Below are 20,007 nucleotides of genomic sequence, written 5' to 3'. Positions count from 1 at the left end.
GCCGATTACCTGAGCGAGCGCATGGGCGACGTGCCGGTGCTGGTGCTCGGGTGCATCCACGCGCCCGGCGGGCTGCCCGAGGGCAACCAGGCGGGGTCGTGGGGTTCGCTGCTACCCGCGGCGTGGAGCTACATGCTGGCCGCCCGGGCCCGCGGCCTCGGCACCGCCTGGACCTCCCTGCACCTGGCGTACGAGAGCGAGATCGCCGAACTGCTCGGCATCCCCGCCGACGTACGCCAGGGCGTGCTCATCCCCACCGCCTACCACACGGGTGAACCGCCTACCACACGGGTGAGACGTTCAGGCCCGGGCACCGGCAGCCGCTGGTCGAGGTGCTTCACCTCGACCGCTGGTAGGAGCACAGCTGGTAGGAGCACAGTGGAAGGCACCCCCTACGTGAAGGAGAGCCCGTGACCCCCCTGCCCACGCTGCCGACGTCGCTGGTCGGAAGTTACGCCCAGCCGGAATGGCTGATCGATCGCGCCAGACTGGCCGAGCGGTTCCCGCCGCGGGTCCGAGCCAAGGAGCTGTGGCGCGTCCCGCCCGAGCTGCTCGCCCAGGCCCAGGACGACGCCACCGAGCTGGCGATCAGGGCCCAGGAGCGCGCCGGGCTGGACATCGTCACCGACGGCGAGATCCGGCGCGAGAGCTACTCCAACCACTTCGCCACCGCTCTCGACGGCATCGACCTCGACAACCCGGGCACGGCGCTCGACCGCAGCGGCCATCCCAACCCGGTGCCGCGCATCGTCGGCCAGATCCGCCGCGCCCGCCCGATCGAGGTGGACGACCTGCGTTTCCTGCGCGCCCACACCGGCCGCACGATCAAGATGACGGTGCCGGGGCCGTTCACGATGAGCCAGCAGGCCCAGAACGAGCACTATCCCGACGCCGAGGCGGCGGCGATGGACTACGCGGCGGCGGTCAACGCCGAGATCCGCGACCTGTTCGCGGCGGGCGCGGACATCGTCCAGATCGACGAGCCGTACATGCAGGCCAGGCCGGATCAGGCGCGCGCCTACGGGCTGGCCGCGCTGAACGCCGCGCTCGACGGCGTCACCGGCACGACGGCGGTGCACATCTGCTTCGGCTACGCGGCGATCATCCATGACCGGCCTGAGGCGTACTCGTTCCTGCCCGAGCTGGCCGGCTGCCCGGTCGAGCAGGTGTCGATCGAGACCGCCCAGTCGGGGCTGGATCTGGGGGTGCTGTCCGACCTGAAGGACAAGACGGTCATCCTCGGGGTGATCGACCTGTCCACGCCGGACGTCGAGCCGGTCGAGCTGGTGGCTGACCGGGTGCGCCGGGCGTTCGACCGGGTGCCGCCCGAGCGCGTCGTCATCGCCACGGACTGCGGGATGAAATATCTGCCCAGGGAGTCGGCGGAGGGCAAGATGCGTGCCATGGCGGGCGCGGCCCGCCTGCTGCGCGGCGAGCTCGGCCGGTCATGACCGCCGCCGGCGCGCGGCGGCGCCGCTCCTTCATCATGATCGTATGAACCACGCCCCTCACATCGGCCGCCGCGGTGCCCGCGTGCACCACGCCTACCCCTTCGACCCGACCCACGGCTACGACCTGGACGCCCTGCTCGCCGTCCCTGCCCCCGAGGAGCCGGACGGCTTCGCGGCGTTCTGGCGCGAGCTGCGCGCCCGTGCGGCGACCGTGGACGTGGATCCCTGTGCGGGACCGCCGGAGGGGGAGGGCGGCGGCGTGGTCGTGCGTCCCGTGCGCTACACCTCGCTCGGCGGGGTCCGCCTCGGCGGCTGGCTCACCGTGCCCGCGGACGGCCGGGTCACGCGCGGCTGCGTGGTGGGCCACGGCTACGGCGGCCGCGACGGTGTCGGCCCGCTGCCGCTCACCCGGCACACGGCGGCGATCTGGCCGTGCGCGCGCGGCCTGGGCGCCCGCGGCACGCACCCCGGCATCCCCTCCGACGCCGCGCGGCACGTCCTGCACGGCATCGAGGCCAGGGACACCTACGTGCACGGCGGTTGCGCGGCCGACCTGTGGTGCGCGGCGACCGCCCTGCTGGACCTCGTGCCCGAGGCCGCGGGCAGGCTCGACTACATCGGCGCCAGCTTCGGGGGCGGCATCGGCGCGCTGGCGCTGCCCTGGGACGATCGCTTCGCCGCCGCCGCCCTCGTCGTGCCCAGCTTCGGCGCCCATCCCCTGCGCCTCACCCTGCCCTGCACCGGCAGCGGCGAGGCCGTCCGCGTCAGGCACGCGAGCCGCCCGGAAACGGCCGAGGTGCTGAGGTACTTCGACGCGGCCACGGCCGCCGCCCGGATCGCGATCCCGGTGCACGTCGCCGCCGCGCTCTTCGACCCGGCCGTGCCGCCGCCCGGCCAGTTCGCCGTCCACAACGCGCTGGCCGGACCAAGGGAGCTGTACGTGCTGGAGACCGGCCACCACGACCACCCCGGTGTGCCGGCGGCGGAGAGGAGGCTGGCCGCGTCCCAGCAGGCGTTCCTTTGTTCATGAAATGTCGCATATACCGAATTGCCGATTTAGGATCATGGGCCTAGCCCCCCATGACCATCCGAGGAGCCGGCAGTGTCCGAGAGCGAGCAGGAAAGCGCCCCGCCCGGTGTCGACACCAGCAAGCCCAGCGTCTCCCGCGTCTACGACTACATGCTCGGCGGCAAGGACAACTACGAGGTCGACCGCCAGGTGGCCGCCATGGCGCTCAAAGTCGCGCCGGACGCGCCCGAGGCGGCCAGGGCCAACAGGGAGTTCCTCCGCCGCACCGTGCTCCACCTGGCCGCGCGGGCCGGCGTCCGCCAGTTCCTCGACCTCGGCTCAGGCCTGCCGACGCAGGGCAACGTGCACGAGATCGCCCAGGCCGTCGCCCCGCGCTCCCGGGTCGTCTACGTCGACCACGACCCGATCGTGCTCGTGCACGGCCGCGCGCTGCTGGCCGTCGACCAGACCACCACGATCATCGAGGCCGACGCCCGCCACCCGGAGGCCATCCTCGCCGACAGGAAGACGCGCGGCCTCATCGACTTCTCCGAGCCGGTCGGGTTGCTGATGTTCGGGCTCCTGCACCACCTCGGCGACGACGATGACCCGGCCGGCATCGTGGCCCGGCTCGTCCGGGCGCTCGCCCCGGGCAGCCACCTGGTGATCTCGCACTTCTGCAACCCGGGGGAGGCCATGCCCGAGGTGTCGCGGCAGGCGTACGCGGCGGAGAAGATCTTCAACGAGCACCTCGGCACCGGGCGCTGGCGCTTCCGCGAGGAGATCCTCGCTTTCTTCGACGGGCTGGAGCTGCTGGAGCCCGGCCTGGTGCCGCTGCCCGAGTGGCGGCCCGGCGCCGACGACCACGCGACGCCGGGCATCACCTACCACACCTTCGTCGGAGGCGTGGCCCGCAAACCCTAGCCCGCGGACCCGAGCCCGCCAAGCCTGCCCGCGACCCCTAGGACGGCAGCTTGCCGGTGGCGACCACCTCGCGGTACCAGTGGGCGCTGTCCTTCCAGGTGCGCTCCATGGTGTCGCGGTCCACCCGCACGATGCCGAACCGCTTGGCGTACCCGTGCGCCCACTCGAAGTTGTCCATCAGCGACCACACGAAGTAGCCGCGCACGTCCGCCCCGGCCGCCATCGCCTCGGTCACGGCCGTCAGGTGGCGGCGCAGGTAGTCGACGCGGCGCTCGTCACGGACGCGCCCGTCGGCGTCCACGACGTCGGCGAACGCCGCGCCGTTCTCGGTGATCATCAGGGGCAGGCCGGGGTGGTCGTGGTGCAGCCGCAGCAGCAGCTCGGTCAGGCCGGTCTCGTCGATGTTCCAGCCCATCTCGGTGTACGGCCCGGGCTGGCGGACGAACTCGACGTTCTCGCACGCGATCCACGGCGAGGCCGCTCCGTCCTGGTGCCCGTCAGCGGTCTCCCGCTGCGCGGAGCCGTCCCACTGGCGCACCAGGGTGGGGTTGTAGTAGTTGACCCCGAGCACGTCCAGCGGCTGGCACGCGGCCGCCTCGTCGCCGTCGCGCACGAACGACCAGTCGGTCACCGAGGCGGTGTCGGCGACGAGGTCGCGCGGGTAGGCGCCCTCCAGCATGGGGCCGAGGAACGCCCGGTTGGCCAGCGCGTCCGCGCGCCGTACGGCGTCGGCGTCGCGCTCGGACACGCCGCGCACGTGGTGCAGGTTGAGCGTGACCGACATCTGCGCCGCGGCGGCGGCGGTCGTGCGCAGCGCCTGGACGGCCAGGCCGTGGCCGAGATTGAGGTGGTGTACGGCGGCCAGGGCGGCGGCGGGCTCGGTACGGGCCGGGGCGTGCACGCCGGAGGCGTAGCCGAGGTAGCCCGAGCACCACGGCTCGTTCAGCGTGATCCACGTGTGCACGCGGTCGCCGAGCGCGTCGCCCATGAGCCGGGCGTACTCGGCGAAGCGCCGCGCCGTGTCGCGGTGCGGCCAGCCGCCCGCGTCCTCCAGCTCCTGCGGCAGGTCCCAGTGGTAGAGCGTGGCCACGGGCGCGATGTCCCTGGCGAGCAGGCCGTCCACCAGCCGGGAGTAGAAGTCCAGTCCTGGCGCGTTGACCGGGCCGCTGCCGCCGGGCTGCACGCGCGGCCAGGAGATGGAGAAACGGTACGCGCCGACGCCCAGCGCGGCCAGGATGTCGAGGTCCTCCTCGAGCCGGTGGTAGTGGTCGCAGGCATCGTCGCCGGTGTCGCCGCCCGCGACGAGCCCGGGTGTGTGGGAGAAGGTGTCCCAGATCGACGGGCCCCTGCCGTCCTCGTTCCAGGCGCCCTCCACCTGGTAGGCGGCGGTGGCGGTGCCCCACAGGAAGGTCTCGGGAAAGGTGGTCATGCTGCTCCTCAGAGGATGATCTCGATGTCGTCGGTGCCGGGCCCGGCGGCCACCCGCACGCCGCCTGGCGTCGTCTCAAGGTCGGGGTGCCGGGCCTCGCGCACCCCGGCGAGCAGCAGGTTCCAGGGCGGGCCCGCGCCCAGGACGCGGCGGGCGCGGACCCGCCCGCCCGTGCGCGAGACCTCGAACACCGCGGCGTCGGCGCCGTCCGCTGCGGGCACGGTGACCGTGCGGCTCTCGCCGTCGGCGAGATGGTGGACGCGGAGGGTGACGCCGTCGGCGTAGTCGTAGTCGGGCCGGTCGTCGCGGGCCCCGATCGGCAACACCGCGCCGGGCCGCACCAGCAGCGGCAGGCTGTCGAACCCGTGCCGCTCGGTACGCCAGCCGGGCCCGACGATGGGCTCGCCGTCGAGCAGCCGGGTCCACACCCCCTCAGGGACGTAATAGGAAATGTCGCCGTCGGCGGACAACACCGGCGCCACCAGCAGATCCGGGCCCAGCATGTACTGGGCGTCCAGGTGGTCGCAGGCCCGGTCATCGGGGAACTCCAGCTGCATCGCCCGCATCACCGGCAGGCCCTCCCCGGCGGCCTGCAGGGCGGCGCCGTACAGGTAGGGCATCAGCCGCGCCTTCAGCCGCGTGAACGCGCGCAGCACGTCGACCGACTCCTCGTCGAACAACCACGGCACCCGATAGGACCCGCTGCCGTGCAGCCGGCTGTGCGACGACAGCAGCCCGAAGGCCACCCACCGCTTGAACACGGCCGGATCGGGCATGCCCTCGAACCCGCCGATGTCGTGGCTCCAGAACCCGAACCCGGCCAGGCCGAGCGACAGCCCGCCCCGCAGCGACTCGGCCATCGCCTCGAACGTCGACTCGCAGTCGCCGCCCCAGTGCACCGGCATCCGCTGCCCGCCCACGGTGGCCGACCTGGCGAACAGCACGGGCGCCCCGCGCTCGGCCAGCACCTGGTGCACGGTCTCGTTGTAGACGAGGCTGTAGTAGTTGTGCATCCGCTCCGGGTCGGAGCCGTCGGCGTAGACGACGTCGGTCGGGATGCGCTCGCCGAAGTCGGTCTTGAACGCGTCCACCCCCATGTCGAGCAGCCCGCGCAGCCTCCCTGCGTACCATTCCCTGGCGGCGGGGGAGGTGAAGTCCACCAGCGCCCGGCCCGCCTGCCAGTGGTCATCCTGCCAGACGGTCCCGTCGGGGCGGCGCAGCAGGTGCCCGGCGGCGGCGCCCTCGTCGAACAACGCCGACGCCTGCCCGATGTACGGGTTGATCCACACGCACACGCGCAGCCCGCGCTCCTTGAGCCGGCGCAGCATGCCCTCCGGGTCGGGGAACACCTCCGGATCCCACTCGAAGTCGCACCACCGGTAGCGCCGCATCCAGAAACAGTCGAAGTGGAAGACGCTCAGCGGCAGGTCCCGCTCGGCCATCCCGTCCACGAACGACGTCACCGTGGCCTCGTCGTAGTCGGTGGTGAACGACGTCGACAACCAGAGACCGAACGACCACGCGGGCGGCAGCGCGGGGCGGCCGGTCAGCGCCGTGTAGCGGCGCAGGATGTCGGCCGGCGCCGGCCCGTGGATGATCAGGTATTCCAGGTCGTGGCCCTCGGCGCTGAACTGCACCCGCGACACCGTCTCCGAGCCCACCTCGAACGACACCCGGCCAGGATGGTTGACGAACACCCCGTAGCCGCGGTTGGTGAGGTAGAAGGGCACGTTCTTGTAGGCCATCTCGCTGCTGGTGCCGCCGTCGTCGTTCCAGACGTCCACGGACTGCCCGTTGCGCACCAGGGGGCCGAAGCGCTCGCCGAGCCCGTACACGAGTTCCCCGGCGCTCAGGCGCAGCTGCTCGACCATGAAGTGCCGCTCGCCGGCGTCGTGCATCACCCCCAGGCTCTTGCCGGCGCTGCGGGTCAGCTCGCGGCCGCCGGCGCTGAACGTCATCTCCCACGGCGCGTCCCTGCGCACCCGCACGGTGAGGGCGCCGCTGGTCAGGCCCGCGGTCTCGCCGTCCACGGCGACCCGCACGTCCGGCCGCTCGTCGCGCACCTCGAAGGCCGGGGCGTCCGGCACCGATCCGGCGAAGTGCACCGTACGGACCCTGATCACGTCCGGCATCGGGGACGACAGGTCCAGCCGCAGCACCGGGCCGTCGAGGGTGTGGCCGCGGCGGGTGATCTCCCTCGTCGGGGCGAGCACCCGCAGCGAGGCGGCGTCCGCGCTCACGTCGTGGGCCGAGGCGGCGTAGTCGCCCCGCACCCCGGGCCGCATCCGCCAGTAGCCGTCTTTGAACTTCATCGGATCGTGGCGCGGCGTCCCCCGCCGTAACGAACGGGCGGGAGGCGCCGCCCCTCCTTTCGCAACAGTGGGCCGCAACAGTGAGCGGAGGGTGGTTACTCCGCGTGGGGGCGCAGCGCGACGACGTCGCGGGGCGCCAGCGTGACCTCGCCGTCGGCGACGGCTCCGGTCAGCAGGTCCTCCGCCTGCTCGGTTATGGGCACGACGGCCGACTCGGCGCCGTGGTTGAGCAGGAACAGCACGTCGCCGCGGCGTACCGCCTCGACGCCCGGCGGCAGCCCCGGCAGCGCGCCGGCCACGCCGGCGTCCGCCAGCGCACGCGCGATGATCTCGCCGAGCGCGGCGGGCTCGGGCATGGTCGCCACGTACCAGGCGCTGCCGCTCCCTGGTCCCGCGCCTGCGGGGTGCCGCAGCACGGCGGGGCTGCCCGCCAGGTCACCGCCGGCGAACTCCGCCACCGCCTCCGCGCCCTCGGCCGCCACCAGTTCCGTCCAGGTGTGCGCGGTGAAGGCGGCGCCACCGGCCCACCGGCAGCGCACCGGCACGTCATCGGGCGCCGGCAGCCACTCCTCGCCGGACGCGCCCAGCACCTCGCGCAGCGGCGCGGGGAACCGCCCGGTACGCACGTGCGACCGCTCGTCCACCACCCCCGAGAACGGCCCGACCACCAGCACGCCGCCGCCGCGCGCGTACGCGGTCAGCGCCGCCGCGTCCCGGTCGCCGACCAGGAACAGGTTCGGCACCACCACCAGCGCGTAGCCGGACAGGTCCGCGGAGGGAGGCACCACGTCCACGCTGACGCCGCGCTCCCACAGCGGCAGGTAGTAGCTCAGCAGCTGGTCGGTCGCGTTGAGCCGGTCGCTGGGCCGCCCCCGCTCCTCCAGCGCCCACCAGCTCGCCCAGTCGAACACCATCGCCACCCGCGCGGGGACCGGCGTGCCCGCCACGGAGGCGAGCCCGCGCAGTTCGCGGCCGTGGGCGCGGACCGCGGCGTGCAACCGCGTGTCCTGCCCGGCGTGCGGCACCATCGCGGCGTGGAAGCGCTCGGCGCCGAACCGGGAGGCCCGCCACTGGAAGTAGCAGAGCCCGTCCGCGCCGCGGGCCAGCGCCTGCAGCGACTCCAGCCGGAACTGGCCGGGCGGTTTGGGCAGGTTGTGCGGGCGCCAGTTGACGGCGCTCGTGGCCTGCTCCATCAGCAGCCACGGCCGGCCCCCCGCGAGCCCGCGCATCAGGTCGTGGGTGAGCGCCGTGCGCGCCGGGGCCAGCGGGTCGCCCGGCTCGGGATACCAGTCGTTGGAGACGACGTCCTCCTCGGCCGCCCACGACCAGTAGTCGACCGGCTTGAACAGCCCCATGAAGTTCGTGGTGACCGGCGTGCCGGGGGTGTGCTCCCGCAGGATGTCGCGCTCGGCCCGGTAGTGCTCGAGCAGCGCGTCGGAGCAGAACCGCCGCCAGTCGAGGCGCTGCGACGGGTTGACGATGTACGGGGCGAGACGCGGGGGGACGATCTCGGCCCAGTCGTCGTAGCGCTGGCTCCAGAACGTGGTGCCCCACGCCTCGTTGAGCGTCCCCAGATCGCCGTAGCGCTCACGCAGCCAGGCGCGGAACGCGGCCGCCGACTCGTCGCAGTGGCAGACCTGGCCGTACTCGTTGCCCACGTGCCACAGGGCCAGCGCCGGGTGGCTCGCGTAGCGGGAGGCCAGGGCGGAGACGATCGACAGGGCGCGCTCGCGGTAGACGGGCGACGAGGGGCAGAACTGGTTGCGCGAACCGTACCAGAGCCGGTGGCCCGACTCGTCGACCGGCAGCGTCTGCGGCCACCGGTGCCCCAGCCACGGCGGCGGCGAGGCGGTGGGGGTCGCCAGGTCCACCGCGACGCCGTTCTCGCCCATCAGGTCGAGCACCCGGTCCAGCCAGGTGAAGTCCCGCACGTCCGGCTCGGGTTCGAGCCGGGCCCAGCTGAACACGCCGACGGTGACCAGGTTGACCCCGGCCGCGCGCATCAGCTCGGCGTCCTGCGCCCACACCTCCTCCGGCCACTGCTCAGGGTTGTAGTCGCCCCCGAACAGCAGCCCGCGGCCCGCGGTGAGCGTGTGCATCCCCGGCCGTGCGGTCATGCCCGCCTCCCCTCGCGCGGCTCCTCCTCCGCCGGCGCTCCCGACGCTGCTCGCGCCGGCGCGGCCCGTCCGTCCGGCGCCGCCTTCCGCCGGGCGGGCGGGGGTGCGGAGCTGTCGCCGGCCACCAGCCGGCAGGGCACCAGCCGCTGCTGAGGCGGCCCGTCGCCGCGCAGCCGGTCGATGAGCATGCGCGCGCCGATCCTGCCGAGCTCCGTGCCGGGCGGTTCCAGCGTCGTCAGCCTGGGGTGGAACATCTCCGCGACCCTGACCGACGACAACACCAGCATCAGGGTCAGGTCATCGGGAATCCGCCACCCGCGCGCCGCCACGGCCGCGATCACCCCCACCGCCGCGTGGTCGTCCATCACGGCCAGCGCGGTCATGTCGGGATGCGCGTCCATGAGCCGTTCGAACGCCTCCCGGCCCTCCTCCGCCGACCCCGGGCGGTAGCCGTCCACGTAGCCGATCCCGGCCGCCTCCGCGGCGGCGGCGAACTCCTCGCCGGCGCGAACCGCGGGGCCGTAGCCGTCGGCGTACGCGCCGGACGAGAGGTTGAGGAAGGCCAGCTCGCGATGGCCGAGCGCGGCCACGTGCGCCACGGCGTCCCTGGCCGTGGCCGCGAAGTCGATGTCGGCGTAGTCGATCGAGCCGGGGTCGCGGGTGCGCCCTATCATGCTGAACGGCACGCCCGCCGCGGTCAGGAAGGCCGCACGCTCGTCGTCGAGGCCGACCTCCATGAGCAGCACCCCGTCGACCAGCCCGAGGCCGGTGAGGTGGCGCAGCTCCTCGATCGGGTCGGCGTGCTCGGGGGAGAGCAGCAGGTGGTGGCCCAGCTCGCGGGCCGCCTCGGCGGCGCCGGTGGCGAACTGCATCTCCGTCAGGCCGAAGCCGCTGCGCGGGGCGGGGTACAGCAGCGCCAGGATGCGGGTCCGCTTGCTCTGCAGACCCCGGGCCAGCAGGTTGGGGCGGTAGCCGAGCTCGGCCGCGGCCTGCTCGATGCGCCGCTTGGTGCCGGCCGCGACCGGCCGGGTGCCGTTGAGCGCGGCCGACACGGTGCTGATCGCGACCTGTGCGCGCTCGGCCACGTCTCGTAATGAGGACATCCTGCTCCCGACCCTGGGCACGCTCGGCCGGAAGGGGGCCGATACGGTTGTCGAAACGTTTCGCACAACCTAGGGTCCGTTTTGTAGGGATGTCAATGGCGTTGACTCGGATGTCCAGAAAGGCGGCCCCGGCCGCGCCGGTGTGACCGGGGCGCGCTCCCGGGTCTCTAGTACACGTACGGCCAGCCGTCGGAATCCCAGCCGAGCAGGTTGATCCCGAGCTTGGGCGTGCCGTTGGCCGCGCCGTCGTAGTAGTGGTAGACGAGCAGGTCACCGTCGACGTCCTGCATGATGCTCTGCCCGCCGGGGCCGATGATCCGGCCGTGCGTCTCCAGGACCGGCGTGCCGCCGCCGCTCAGCATGGACCGCCCCGAGCGGTCGACGTACGGGCCGGTCGGGCTGGTGGAGCGGCCGACCTTGACCTTGTACGTGCTGCTCGTGCCGGCGCAGCACTGGTCGTAGGAGGCGAACAGGTAGTAGTGATCGCCGTGCCTGACGATGTGGGGCGCCTCGACGGCGCGGGGCGCGTCGGGGCGGGTGGCGAGGTGGTGGAGCGTGCCGTCGCCGGGGAGCCGTTTGCCCGTCGAGGGGTCCAGCCGGATCATCCGGATGCCGGTCCAGTGGGAGCCGAAGCTCAGCCACCACCGGCCGGAGGAGTCCACGAGCAGGTTCGGGTCGATGGCGTTGTGGTCGGAGCTCGTCGTGGTCGCATAAACGACGCCCTGGTCGGTCCACGAGCCGGGCTGCCCGGTCGAGCTGGTGGCCAGGCCGATCGCGGAGTGGTTGGAGCCGAAGCTGGAGACCGCGTAATAGAGCAGGTAGCGCCCGCCGTGCTGGGAGATGTCGGGCGCCCACGGATCGTTGCCGGAGGAGTAGGTACGCCACCACGACGGCGGCGTGCGGAAGGCGGATCCGGCGCGGGAGAAGGCGATGCGGTCGGTGGAGGTGCGCGCCTCCAGATAGCCGTGGGTGGAATAGAGCACATATCCGGTCGAGGTGCGGATCATCGTGGGGTCGTGGACGACGACGTCTCCGGTGACGTGGCCGGGGTTGGGGTAGGCGAAGGCCGTGCTCGCTAGGAGCGCGAGCACGGCGGACGAGGTGCCGATGAGACGTGACAGGCGACGCACAGGGTCCTCCTTCGGGGACGGGCGAAGGCGGCGGGTGCCGCCGTTCGTCGTTCGCCTGCCTGAAGCTGCGCCGGACGACATGTAAACCCGGCCCTCTGACCGACGTCAACCACCGGGTGAAACTTTCACGGCCGACCGGGCGTCCCCTGCGGGGGCCGGCGCCGGGCCTTGACAGAGGTCGCCGGCCATGCCTACGTTCGAGCCGCTTTCGTCCCCGATGTTAACGCTAACAGTGCCTGCCATGCTGCGCCACAGCGACAACCCGGCACCGGCGCGTCACCCGGGCGGCGGCGCGGTGGACCGGCGCTGGATGAGCTCTATGGGCCCGGCCAGCACCTCGGCCACCTTGTCGTCGGGCTTGAGCCCCGCCAGCAGGATGACGCCGCGGCGGCCCAGCTCCGCCAGCGGCATCCGCACCGTGGTCAGGGCCGGGAACAGGTAGCTGGCCAGCTCCAGGTCGTGCACGGCCACGATCGAGACGTCACGCGGGATCTCGAGACCGGCCGAGCGCACGCCCTGCATCGCGCCGATCGCCGAGGCCACGTTCGCCACGAACACCGCCGTCGGCCGGTCGGGGCAGTCGAGCAGGCGGGCCATCGCCGCCGCGCCGCCGGCCGGCGTGTAGTCGGCCGCCACGATCGGGCCCTCCAGCAGCCGGGCCTCGCGCATCGCCGCCGAGTAACCCGCCGACCTGCGGCCGGCCGTGTCGGCGCCGGCCGGTCCCGCCAGGTGGGCGATGCGGCGGTGGCCGAGGCGTACGAGGTGCTCCACCGCGAGCGCGGCGGCCCGCTCGTCGTCGAGGATGACGTACCGCTCGACACTCCTGCTGCGGTTGTTGAGCATGATCCACGGGATGGCGGCCCGGTCGAGGTGCTCGACGAGCCCGGCCTCGTCGCCCGCCCCGGCCAGCAGCAGGCCGTCGATGCGGCCCTGCCCGATCCGGTCCATGTACTCGCCGAGCCCCGCGCCGATCGCGCTGCCGGTGACCAGAACGTACCCCTGGGAGGCCGCCTCCGACTCCGCGCCCTTGATGATCTCCGCGTAGACGGGGTTGGCGAAGTCGGGGATGAACAGCCCGAACATGTGCGCACGCGCGGTGCGCAGGCTCCGCGCGGCCACGTTGGGCCGGTAGCCGAGCCTGTCGATCGCGGTCAGCACCCGCTCCCGCGTCTCCTGACGGATGTTGAGCGTGGGGTCCTTGTTGATGACGCGGGAGACGACGGCCCTGTCGACCCTCGCCATCGCGGCGACGTCGGCGAGCGTGACCCGTGAGCGCTTCATACAGACGATCCTGGACGGACGCTCTCGCCCGTGTCCATCGAGCGGTAGAGGGCGTGGATCAGGCGCAGCGTGCCGAGGCTGTCGGCCCCGGACGTCTCCGGCTCGCCGCCCTCGGCGATCGCCCGCAGCAGCGAACCCATCGGCCCGGCCACCGCGTCGGGCAGCCACCGCGTGGTCACCGGGTAGGGCAGCCAGCCGTCGGTCGGCAACGCCCGGCTGCTGACGGCCAGGGTGTCGGGGCGGCCGTGCGGATAGTCGTAGAGCAGGCCCAGCGTGCCCTTGATCGCGCCCTCCGTCCCGTCGATGCGGAACGACGCCTCCTGGTCGCCGGTGCGGTTCTCGTGCGTGGCGTGGACCAGCGCCCGCACGTCGCCCGGGTAGACCAGCGTGCTCATCGTCCTGGTCTCGCCCTTGGCGACCTGGCCGGGCGTGCGGCTGCCGGTGCAGAAGACGAGCTCGGGGTCGCCGAGGACTGAGCGGATCGCGTCGAGATAGTGGATGGAGTGGTAGACGATCTCCAGCCGCTCGGCGCTGACGAGCCAGTCCCAGGCGCTCCAGTCGGTGTGGATGTTCACGGTGAACGTCATGGCCGTCGGCTCGCCGATCCAGCCCGCGCGGACCATGGCGCGGGCGGCGGCGACGCCTTCGTCGAAGCGGAGCTGCTGGTTGACCGCGACCTTCAGCCCGCGGGCCGCCGCCAGCTCGACGATCTCCCGCCCGGTCGCGACGTCGGGCGCGAACGGCTTCTGGCAGAGCAGGTGCTTGCCGGCCGCCAGCGCCGCCCGCGCGATGGCGGGCTGCGCCCGCGGCGCGACCGCGATGTCAACCACGGCGGCGCGCTCGTCGGCCAGCAGCTCCTCCAGCGACCCGTACGCCCTGGGCACCCCGTGGCGGCCGGCCACCTCGGCGGCCCGCGCCGCGTCGAGGTCGAACAGCCCGGTCACCTCCAGCCCGGCCTGCCGGTAGGCGGGCAGGTGGGCGACGTCGACGATCGCCCCCGCGCCGACCACCGCGATCGGCAGCCGGTGCTCCGCGGGCACGGCCAGGCCGGCCGCGGCGGCGATGGGCGCGAAAACGTCGATCATGCGGGTTCCTCCATGCCGTAGAAGCGGGTCGCGGTGCCGCCCAGCACGGCCGCGCGATCGGCCGGCGGCAGCCCGGACAGCGCCGCGCCCGTCTCCCGCCACACCTTCGCGTAGTCCCCGGCCAGCAGCGCCACCGGCCAGTCGCTGCCGAACATGAGCCGCTCGGGCCCGAACAGCTCCAGCGCGTGCTCCACGTACGGCCGCAGGTCGTCGGCCGTCCAGGTCGCGGCGTCGGCCGCGGTGTTCAGCCCGGACACCTTGGCGTACACCTCCGGGCACTCGGCGGCGCGGGCGAGCAGCGACGCCCACGGCTCCCAGCCCTTCTCCTTGATCGGCGGCTTGGCGAGATGGTCGATGACCATCCGCAGGCCCGGCACCCGCTCGGCCAGCACCGGCACGTGCTCCAGGTGCCGGGGCAGCACGGCCACCACGTCGAACGGCAGCCCGGCCGCCGCCAGCAGCCGCAGCCCCTCGATCACGGAGTCCTGCAGCACCCAGTCGGGGTCGGGCTCGTCGTGGATGAGGTGGCGCACCCCGGCGAACTTCGGATGCCGCCGGTAGCGCTCCAGCGCCTCGGCCGCCTCGTCCGGCCGCCGCAGCGGCACCCAGCCCACCACCGCGCCGATCACGTCGTGGGCGCCGGCCTGCGCGAGCATGGCGTCGGTGTCGGCGTAGGAGTCCATCGCCTGCACCAGGACCGTGCGCTCGACCCCCGCGTCGGCGAGCTGGGGCAGCAGCTCGTCCGGCTCGAACGTACGGAAGATCGGCCCGGCCTCGGGGGTCAGCCACGGGTAGGAGCCCGTCTCCAGATTCCAGAAGTGCTGGTGAGCGTCGACGACGACCATCCGCCCTCCTCACTTTCCATAGTGCCTTATTCGGTTTCCCCGAAGCTTTCCGTGGGTCCGCGGGGGCGCCCGCGGGAAAGCTCGCTTTCCCGCGGATAGAAGCCCTTTCCACGCTTTATGGGGGGTTCGCGGGGGGCGTTAGCCCTCCGCGGGAGGTTGGACGAGCTCCAACGTGATCGCGTCGGGGTCGAGGAAGTAGCAGGCGTAGCCGCCTCTGTTGACGCCCGCGGTGATCTCGTCGGGCGGGTTGACGAAGGTCACTCCGGCCGCCGACAGGCGGGCGTGCTCCGCGCGGGCGTCCTCGACCGTGAGCGCCAGGTGGGCGGCGCCGGGCAGGTGACGGGCGGGGTCGCGCGGCTCGCCGCGGGGCCGTACGTACTCGACCAGCTCCAGGTCGTGGGTGGAGACGCCGCGGGGCTGGCCGGGCACGGCGAGCTGGGCGACGCGCAGCACCGCGTCGGGGTAGCCGACGAGCCTGCGCGTGTAGGCGTTGTCCTGCTCCTGCCGGTGCACGAGGGTGAATCCGAGCAGGTCGCGGTAGAACGCCACGGACCTGTCGAGGTCGGCGACCGTGAACGAGAAGTGCCAGACGCCTCTCATCGCGGCGTCTCCTGCCCGGCCAGGGCGCGTAGCTCGTCCGCGACGCGGTCGGGGCCGGGCACCAGGGCCTGCGCCAGCGTCTGCGCGGCCGGCATCCGCACGTCGGGTGTGCCGATCCGGACGGGCGGCGCGAGCAGCGGCACCCCGGCGCCGGCCACGCGGGCGACGACCTCCGCGCCGAAGCCGCCGGTGACGTTCGCCTCGTGGACGACCGCCAGCCTGCGGGTGCGGCGGGTGCTCTCCAGCACCGCCCCGGTGTCGAACGGGTTGAGCCACGGCGTCTCCAGCACCTCGGCGTCGATCCCCTCGCCGGCCAGCGCCTCGGCCGCCTCCAGCACCCGGTCCGTCATCGCGCCCCAGGTGACGACCGTGACGTCGGAGCCAGGACGGCGGGTGCGCGCCCCGCCCATCGGCCTGACCGGGCCGCCGACCTGGACCTGCTGCTTCGCGCCGAAGTACAGCGTGCGGTTCTCGATCACCAGCACGGGGTCGTCGCAGTGCACGGCCGTCACCAGCAGGTCGTAGGCGTCCTGCGGGGTGCTCGGCATGCACACCCGCAGCCCCGGCACGTGCAGGAACAGCGCCTCCAGGCACTGCGAGTGCTGGGCGCACGCGCCCGGCGCGTTGCCCTGCTGGGTGCGGATCGTCAGCGGGGCGCTCAGCCGCCCGCCCGAGACGTAGCGCACGTTGGCCGCCTGGTTGACGATCTGGTCGAGCGCCACCAGGGAGAAGTCGGCCCACATGATCTCGACGATCGGGCGTCGGCCCATCATCGCCGCGCCCACCGCGCTGCCGAGGATGGCCGACTCGCTGATCGGCGTGTCGAACGCGCGGTCGCCGTGCTGCTTGCGCAGGCCCCTGGTCACGCCGAACACGCCGCCGGGCACGGCGACGTCCTCGCCGTAGACCAGCGTCTCCGGCAGCTCCTCCATGAGCCGGTGCAGGGCCGCGTTCACGGCCTCGCCGTAGGTGAGATCGCGCTCAGGCATACAGGTGCTCCCTCGCGGTCGCGGGGTCGGCGAACGGCGCGTCGAGCGCAGCGGCGGCGGCGGACTCCGTCTCCGCCCGCGCCCGGTGTTCCACCGCGTCGATGTCGGCGGCGGGCACCCCGTCGGCGAGCAGGCCATCGCGCAGCCGGGCGATCGGCTCGCTGCGCCTGATCCGCTCCAGCTCGCCGGGCTGACGGTACGCCTCGGCGTCGCCGATGTAGTGGCCCACCAGCCGTTCGGTCATGCACTCCAGCAGCGTCGGCCCGCCGCCTTCACGGGCGACCTCCAGGGCGTCGCGCATGTGGAAGCGCACGGCCTCGGCGTCGTTGCCGTCGATCCGGTGCCCGGGCATCCCGTACGCGGCCGCGCGGCCGGCCAGGCGCGGCGCGCGCACCATGTCGGCGATCGGCGTCAGCTCCGAGTAGCGGTTGTTCTCGCAGACGAAGACGACCGGCAGGGAGAAGGCGGCGGCGAAGTTCATCGCCTCGTGCACCGCGCCCTGGTTCATCGCGCCGTCGCCGAAGACGCTCACGGCGGCCCGGCCCGAGCCGTCGAACCTGCCCGCCAGTGCGGCGCCGCACGCGATCGGCGCGCCGGCGCCCACGATCGAGTTCTCGCCGTGGAAGCCGTGCTCGGCGGCCGTGAAGTACGCCGAGCCGCCCCGGCCGCCGTTGACGCCCGTCGCCCGGCCCATCAGCTCGGCGAACAGCGGCTCCGCCGGCACGCCCCTGGCCAGCGCCCAGCCGTGACCGCGGTAGGTGGCGAACAGCGCGTCCCGCGGCTCCAGCACGTCGCACGCGCCGGCGGGGATGGCCTCCTGGCCGATGCACAGGTGCACCGAGCCGACGATCGGGCCGTCGGCTCGCAGGTCGCGCGCCTTCTCCTCGAACGCGCGGATCCGCCACATGGTCAGCAGGTCCGCGAGCCGTCTCTCACTCATCGCTCTTTCTCCAGGCGTCCAGGGCCGCGGCGCAGATCGCCCCGGCGTCGCCGATGTAGGACTCGGGCGGGAGGGGCAGCGTGCCCAGGCTCGCCAGGTCGTCGGGCCCGGCGACGTCGCGCAGGGCGTCGGCCAGCGGGCGCCCGCGCTCGCGCGCCTCGTGGGCCGCCTGGTAGACCAGGTCGTGCGCCTTCTCCCGGCCCAGCACGGGGGCCAGGCGCATCATGTACGCCTCCGCCATGATCAGGCCGCCTTCCGCGCCCAGGTTGGCCCGCATGGCGGCGGGGTAGACGCGCAGCCCGGCGGCGACGTCGGCGACCGTGGCCAGCGCGCCCGCGGCCAGCTCGGCCAGCAGCGGCACGACGTACCACTCGACCTGCCATTCGCCGGCCGCCCGCTCGTGGCCGGCCTCCATCGCGCGGAACAGGCCGGAGCTGAGCGCCCCCGCCGTGCCGGACATGCCGATGACGGCTTCGCAGCCGATGGGGTTGGCCTTCTGCGGCATCGTGGAGGACGCCCCCCGGTGGTGGCCGCCGGCCTCGCGCACCTCGCTGACCTCGGTCCTGGACAGGTCCACGACCTCGCGGGCGAAGCGGGCGGCCGTGGCCGCCAGGCTCGCGCAGGTCACGCCGAACTCGGCGACGCCGTCCCTGGCCACGTGCCACGGCACGTCCGTGGTGCGCAGGCCGAGCCGCCCGGCCACGCCCTCGCGCACCTCGCGGGCGCGCTCGCCCATCGCCGCGGACGTGCCGCCGGCGCCGAACAGCGACACGACCCGCACCTGGCGGGAGGCGGCGGCGACCCGCTCGCGCTGCCGTGCCGCCTCCGCCAGCAGCACCGCCATCTTCGCGCCGAACGTCGTGGGCACCGCCTGCTGGGCGTGCGTGCGCGCGGCGACGACGGTGCCCGCGTGCCCGTCCACGAGACGGGCGATCGCCTCGCCGAAGGCGCCGAGCAGCGTGGCCAGGCGGTCGAGGGCCTCTCCCATCTGCAGGGCGAGGCCGGTGTCCATGATGTCCTGCGTGGTGGCGCCGTAGTGGACCCGGCCGTCGGGGCCGTCCGGGAGGGCCGCCGCGATCATCCGTACGAGGGGGAGGATCGGATAGCCCACGTTCGCCGCCTCCTCCCAGAGGCGGCCGAGGTCGATGTTCCGCGGGACGCAGGCCGCGGCGATGGCCTCCGCGTCGGCCTCGCCGATGATCCCCGCCTCGGCCTGGGCCCGGGAGAGCGCGGCCTCGGTGCGCAGCCAGGCGAGCACCGTGCGCTCGGCGGAGAAGATCCCGGCCATCGCGCGGTCGCCGAACAGCTCGGGCAGCAGTTTGAACGTCTGCGCGGAGTCGGCGGCCACGGTCAGTTCATCTCCAGTCCGCCGTCGACGTTCAGCGCCTGGCCCGTGATGAACGAGGCCAGATCGCTGGCCAGGAACAACACTGCGGAGGCGACCTCCTCGGGCCGGCCGGGGCGGCCCAGCGGCGAACGCTCGCTGACCTCCTTGAGGTAGCCGGCGCCCGCGCCGGGGCCGAAGCGCCGGTCGCGGTCGCCGATGATCTCGCCCCACATGGGTGTGAGGAAGACGCCGGGGCAGACCGCGTTGACCCGTACCGGGGCGAGCGCCTCGGCCGCCGACTTCGTCAGGGAGAGCAGCGCCGTCTTGGTGGCCGAGTAGTGGGCCGCGTTCGGGCGGCCCGAGCGGGCGGCGACGGAGGCGAGGGTGATGATCGAGCCGCCGCCCTGCTCGGCCATCCGCCGGCCGACGGCCTGGGTGAGCCAGAAGGCGGCGTTGAGGTTGGTGTCCACGATCCGCAGCCATTCGTCCGGCTCGATGTCCAGCAGCGGCGTGGTGCGCATGACCCCGGCGCAGTTCACCAGCACGTCGATCCGGCCAGGGCCGGCGGCCAGGGCCTGTGCCTGGGACCGGTCGGTGAGGTCGGCCGGCCGCGCGGGGACGCCCAGGGTGGCCGCCGCTTCGGCGAGCCTCGGGCCCTCCAGGTCGGAGAGCACGACGTCCGCTCCGGCCTCGGCCAGCGCGCGGGCGCACGCCTGCCCGAGACCGCCCGCACCGCCCGTGACGAGCGCCGTACGCCCGCTCAGGTCGATCGTGACAGCCATCCCCGATGGTCTCCCTCTCGTCGGTCAAACGATTGACCTGACCATAACAGCGGCCTCGCAAACCGGACAAGAGGGAGATCAATTGTTCTATCAGGAAATGTCCTGCCAGCCGAGTTCCGCGCGGAACGCCGCGCCCGCCCGCGCGAACGCGGCGCGGTCGAGCACCGCGCCCTTGTGACGGCCCTCCGTGATCGGTTCGTCGTGCATCCGCGCGGGCAGCTCGCCGGGGGCGCCGCCCTCCCTGGCCGCGTACGCGCGCATCTCGTCGAGCCGGAGCTGCCCGGCCGCCAGCAGGTCCTCCAGCGTGAACGCATCGCCGAGTACGGCGGTGACCAGCGCCGTCAGGCGGTCGATGGTCAGCGGGCGCGTGGGGGAGGAGGCGAAGACGCACAGGTTGAGCGCGTCGAGCCCGCTCCAGAGCCGCAGCAGCCGGGCGGTGCGCCGGCCGCGCTCCTCGTCCAGCACCCCGGCAGGGGCGGGCTCGGCGCCGATCCGCCGCGCCTCGGGGAAGCTGTAGGCCAGCCCCGCGACGGGATCGAAGTCGAGGTCGTGCTCCAGGGCGTCGTAGCGCGGGCCGCCCGGCGCGAGCGCGTACCCGAGCCCGACACCGGGCTGGATCCGGGGATCGAAACACGGCAGCTCCGCGCCCCCTACGGTCATCGCGTACGCCGCCGCCCCCGGCC

The 20,007-nt window shown here is 73.5% G+C and carries 18 protein-coding genes; 4 read left to right on the top strand and 14 right to left on the bottom strand.

The window, feature by feature from the left end; genetic code table 11:
* Nucleotides 1-21 precede the first annotated feature (21 nt).
* The 4 genes from E1294_RS37700 (at nt 22) to E1294_RS37685 (ending at nt 3,384) form a co-directional block, all read left to right on the top strand.
* Nucleotides 22-414, top strand: coding sequence for a nitroreductase family protein (locus E1294_RS37700; RefSeq protein ID WP_246083578.1), 393 nt, complete (start codon nt 22-24; stop codon nt 412-414).
* On the top strand, nt 411-1,451 hold the full coding sequence (locus E1294_RS37695; RefSeq protein ID WP_132515762.1) for a uroporphyrinogen decarboxylase family protein: 1,041 nt from the start codon (nt 411-413) through the stop codon (nt 1,449-1,451). The genes E1294_RS37700 and E1294_RS37695 overlap by 4 nt, the downstream gene beginning before the upstream one ends.
* Before the next feature lie 43 nt (nt 1,452-1,494).
* Entirely contained in the window at nt 1,495-2,481 is a 987-nt protein-coding gene (locus tag E1294_RS37690; RefSeq protein ID WP_132515761.1) for an acetylxylan esterase, read from the top strand.
* A 72-nt stretch (nt 2,482-2,553) separates the two neighbouring features.
* Nucleotides 2,554-3,384, top strand: a complete 831-nt coding sequence (locus E1294_RS37685; RefSeq protein WP_132515760.1) for an SAM-dependent methyltransferase — start codon at nt 2,554-2,556, stop codon at nt 3,382-3,384.
* A gap of 37 nt (nt 3,385-3,421) precedes the next feature.
* Here E1294_RS37685 and E1294_RS37680 read toward each other — a convergent pair whose 3' ends face one another.
* The 14 genes from E1294_RS37680 to E1294_RS37615 form a co-directional block, all read right to left on the bottom strand.
* Nucleotides 3,422-4,813: a GH1 family beta-glucosidase gene (locus E1294_RS37680; protein WP_132515759.1), complete on the bottom strand. Its 1,392-nt coding sequence runs from the start codon at nt 4,811-4,813 to the stop codon at nt 3,422-3,424.
* A gap of 8 nt (nt 4,814-4,821) precedes the next feature.
* Nucleotides 4,822-7,125, bottom strand: a complete 2,304-nt coding sequence (gene yicI, locus E1294_RS37675) for an alpha-xylosidase (RefSeq protein WP_132515758.1) — start codon at nt 7,123-7,125, stop codon at nt 4,822-4,824.
* Between the two features lie 95 nt (nt 7,126-7,220).
* On the bottom strand, nt 7,221-9,242 hold the full coding sequence (locus E1294_RS37670) for a beta-galactosidase (RefSeq protein ID WP_132515757.1): 2,022 nt from the start codon (nt 9,240-9,242) through the stop codon (nt 7,221-7,223).
* The gene (locus tag E1294_RS37665) at nt 9,239-10,345 is read right to left on the bottom strand and encodes a LacI family DNA-binding transcriptional regulator (RefSeq protein ID WP_132515756.1); all 1,107 of its coding nucleotides are present in this window, start codon (nt 10,343-10,345) and stop codon (nt 9,239-9,241) included. The genes E1294_RS37670 and E1294_RS37665 overlap by 4 nt, the downstream gene beginning before the upstream one ends.
* A 167-nt stretch (nt 10,346-10,512) precedes the next feature.
* Complete coding sequence (locus E1294_RS37660) at nt 10,513-11,475, bottom strand: arabinan endo-1,5-alpha-L-arabinosidase (RefSeq protein ID WP_246083577.1); 963 nt, start codon at nt 11,473-11,475, stop codon at nt 10,513-10,515.
* 276 nt (nt 11,476-11,751) lie between these two features.
* Complete coding sequence (locus tag E1294_RS37655) at nt 11,752-12,756, bottom strand: LacI family DNA-binding transcriptional regulator (protein ID WP_132515754.1); 1,005 nt, start codon at nt 12,754-12,756, stop codon at nt 11,752-11,754.
* On the bottom strand, nt 12,753-13,841 hold the full coding sequence (locus tag E1294_RS37650; RefSeq protein WP_132515753.1) for a Gfo/Idh/MocA family protein: 1,089 nt from the start codon (nt 13,839-13,841) through the stop codon (nt 12,753-12,755). Before E1294_RS37650 ends, E1294_RS37655 begins: the two co-directional genes overlap by 4 nt.
* Nucleotides 13,838-14,686, bottom strand: coding sequence for an amidohydrolase family protein (locus tag E1294_RS37645; protein ID WP_132515752.1), 849 nt, complete (start codon nt 14,684-14,686; stop codon nt 13,838-13,840). The genes E1294_RS37650 and E1294_RS37645 overlap by 4 nt, the downstream gene beginning before the upstream one ends.
* Nucleotides 14,687-14,824: 138 nt before the next feature.
* Nucleotides 14,825-15,286 (bottom strand): VOC family protein, encoded by a 462-nt coding sequence (locus E1294_RS37640; protein ID WP_132515751.1) that lies wholly within the window; start codon nt 15,284-15,286, stop codon nt 14,825-14,827.
* Nucleotides 15,283-16,275: an alpha-ketoacid dehydrogenase subunit beta gene (locus E1294_RS37635; RefSeq protein WP_132515750.1), complete on the bottom strand. Its 993-nt coding sequence runs from the start codon at nt 16,273-16,275 to the stop codon at nt 15,283-15,285. Before E1294_RS37635 ends, E1294_RS37640 begins: the two co-directional genes overlap by 4 nt.
* On the bottom strand, nt 16,268-17,215 hold the full coding sequence (locus E1294_RS37630) for a thiamine pyrophosphate-dependent dehydrogenase E1 component subunit alpha (protein ID WP_132515749.1): 948 nt from the start codon (nt 17,213-17,215) through the stop codon (nt 16,268-16,270). Before E1294_RS37630 ends, E1294_RS37635 begins: the two co-directional genes overlap by 8 nt.
* Nucleotides 17,208-18,563 carry a class-II fumarase/aspartase family protein gene (locus E1294_RS37625; protein ID WP_220448148.1) on the bottom strand — a complete coding sequence of 452 codons (1,356 nt, stop codon included), beginning with the start codon at nt 18,561-18,563 and terminating at the stop codon, nt 17,208-17,210. The genes E1294_RS37630 and E1294_RS37625 overlap by 8 nt, the downstream gene beginning before the upstream one ends.
* Nucleotides 18,564-18,565: 2 nt before the next feature.
* The gene (locus E1294_RS37620) at nt 18,566-19,324 is read right to left on the bottom strand and encodes an SDR family NAD(P)-dependent oxidoreductase (protein ID WP_132515748.1); all 759 of its coding nucleotides are present in this window, start codon (nt 19,322-19,324) and stop codon (nt 18,566-18,568) included.
* Between the two features lie 90 nt (nt 19,325-19,414).
* Nucleotides 19,415-20,007: aldehyde ferredoxin oxidoreductase C-terminal domain-containing protein (locus E1294_RS37615; RefSeq protein WP_132515747.1), on the bottom strand; the 593-nt coding region annotated here is incomplete at its 5' end.

The organism is Nonomuraea diastatica (assembly GCF_004349015.1).
Classification (GTDB): Bacteria; Actinomycetota; Actinomycetes; order Streptosporangiales; family Streptosporangiaceae; genus Nonomuraea; species Nonomuraea diastatica.
Note: the sequence above shows the minus strand (reverse complement) of the source record. Positions and strands in the feature narration are given on the sequence as shown.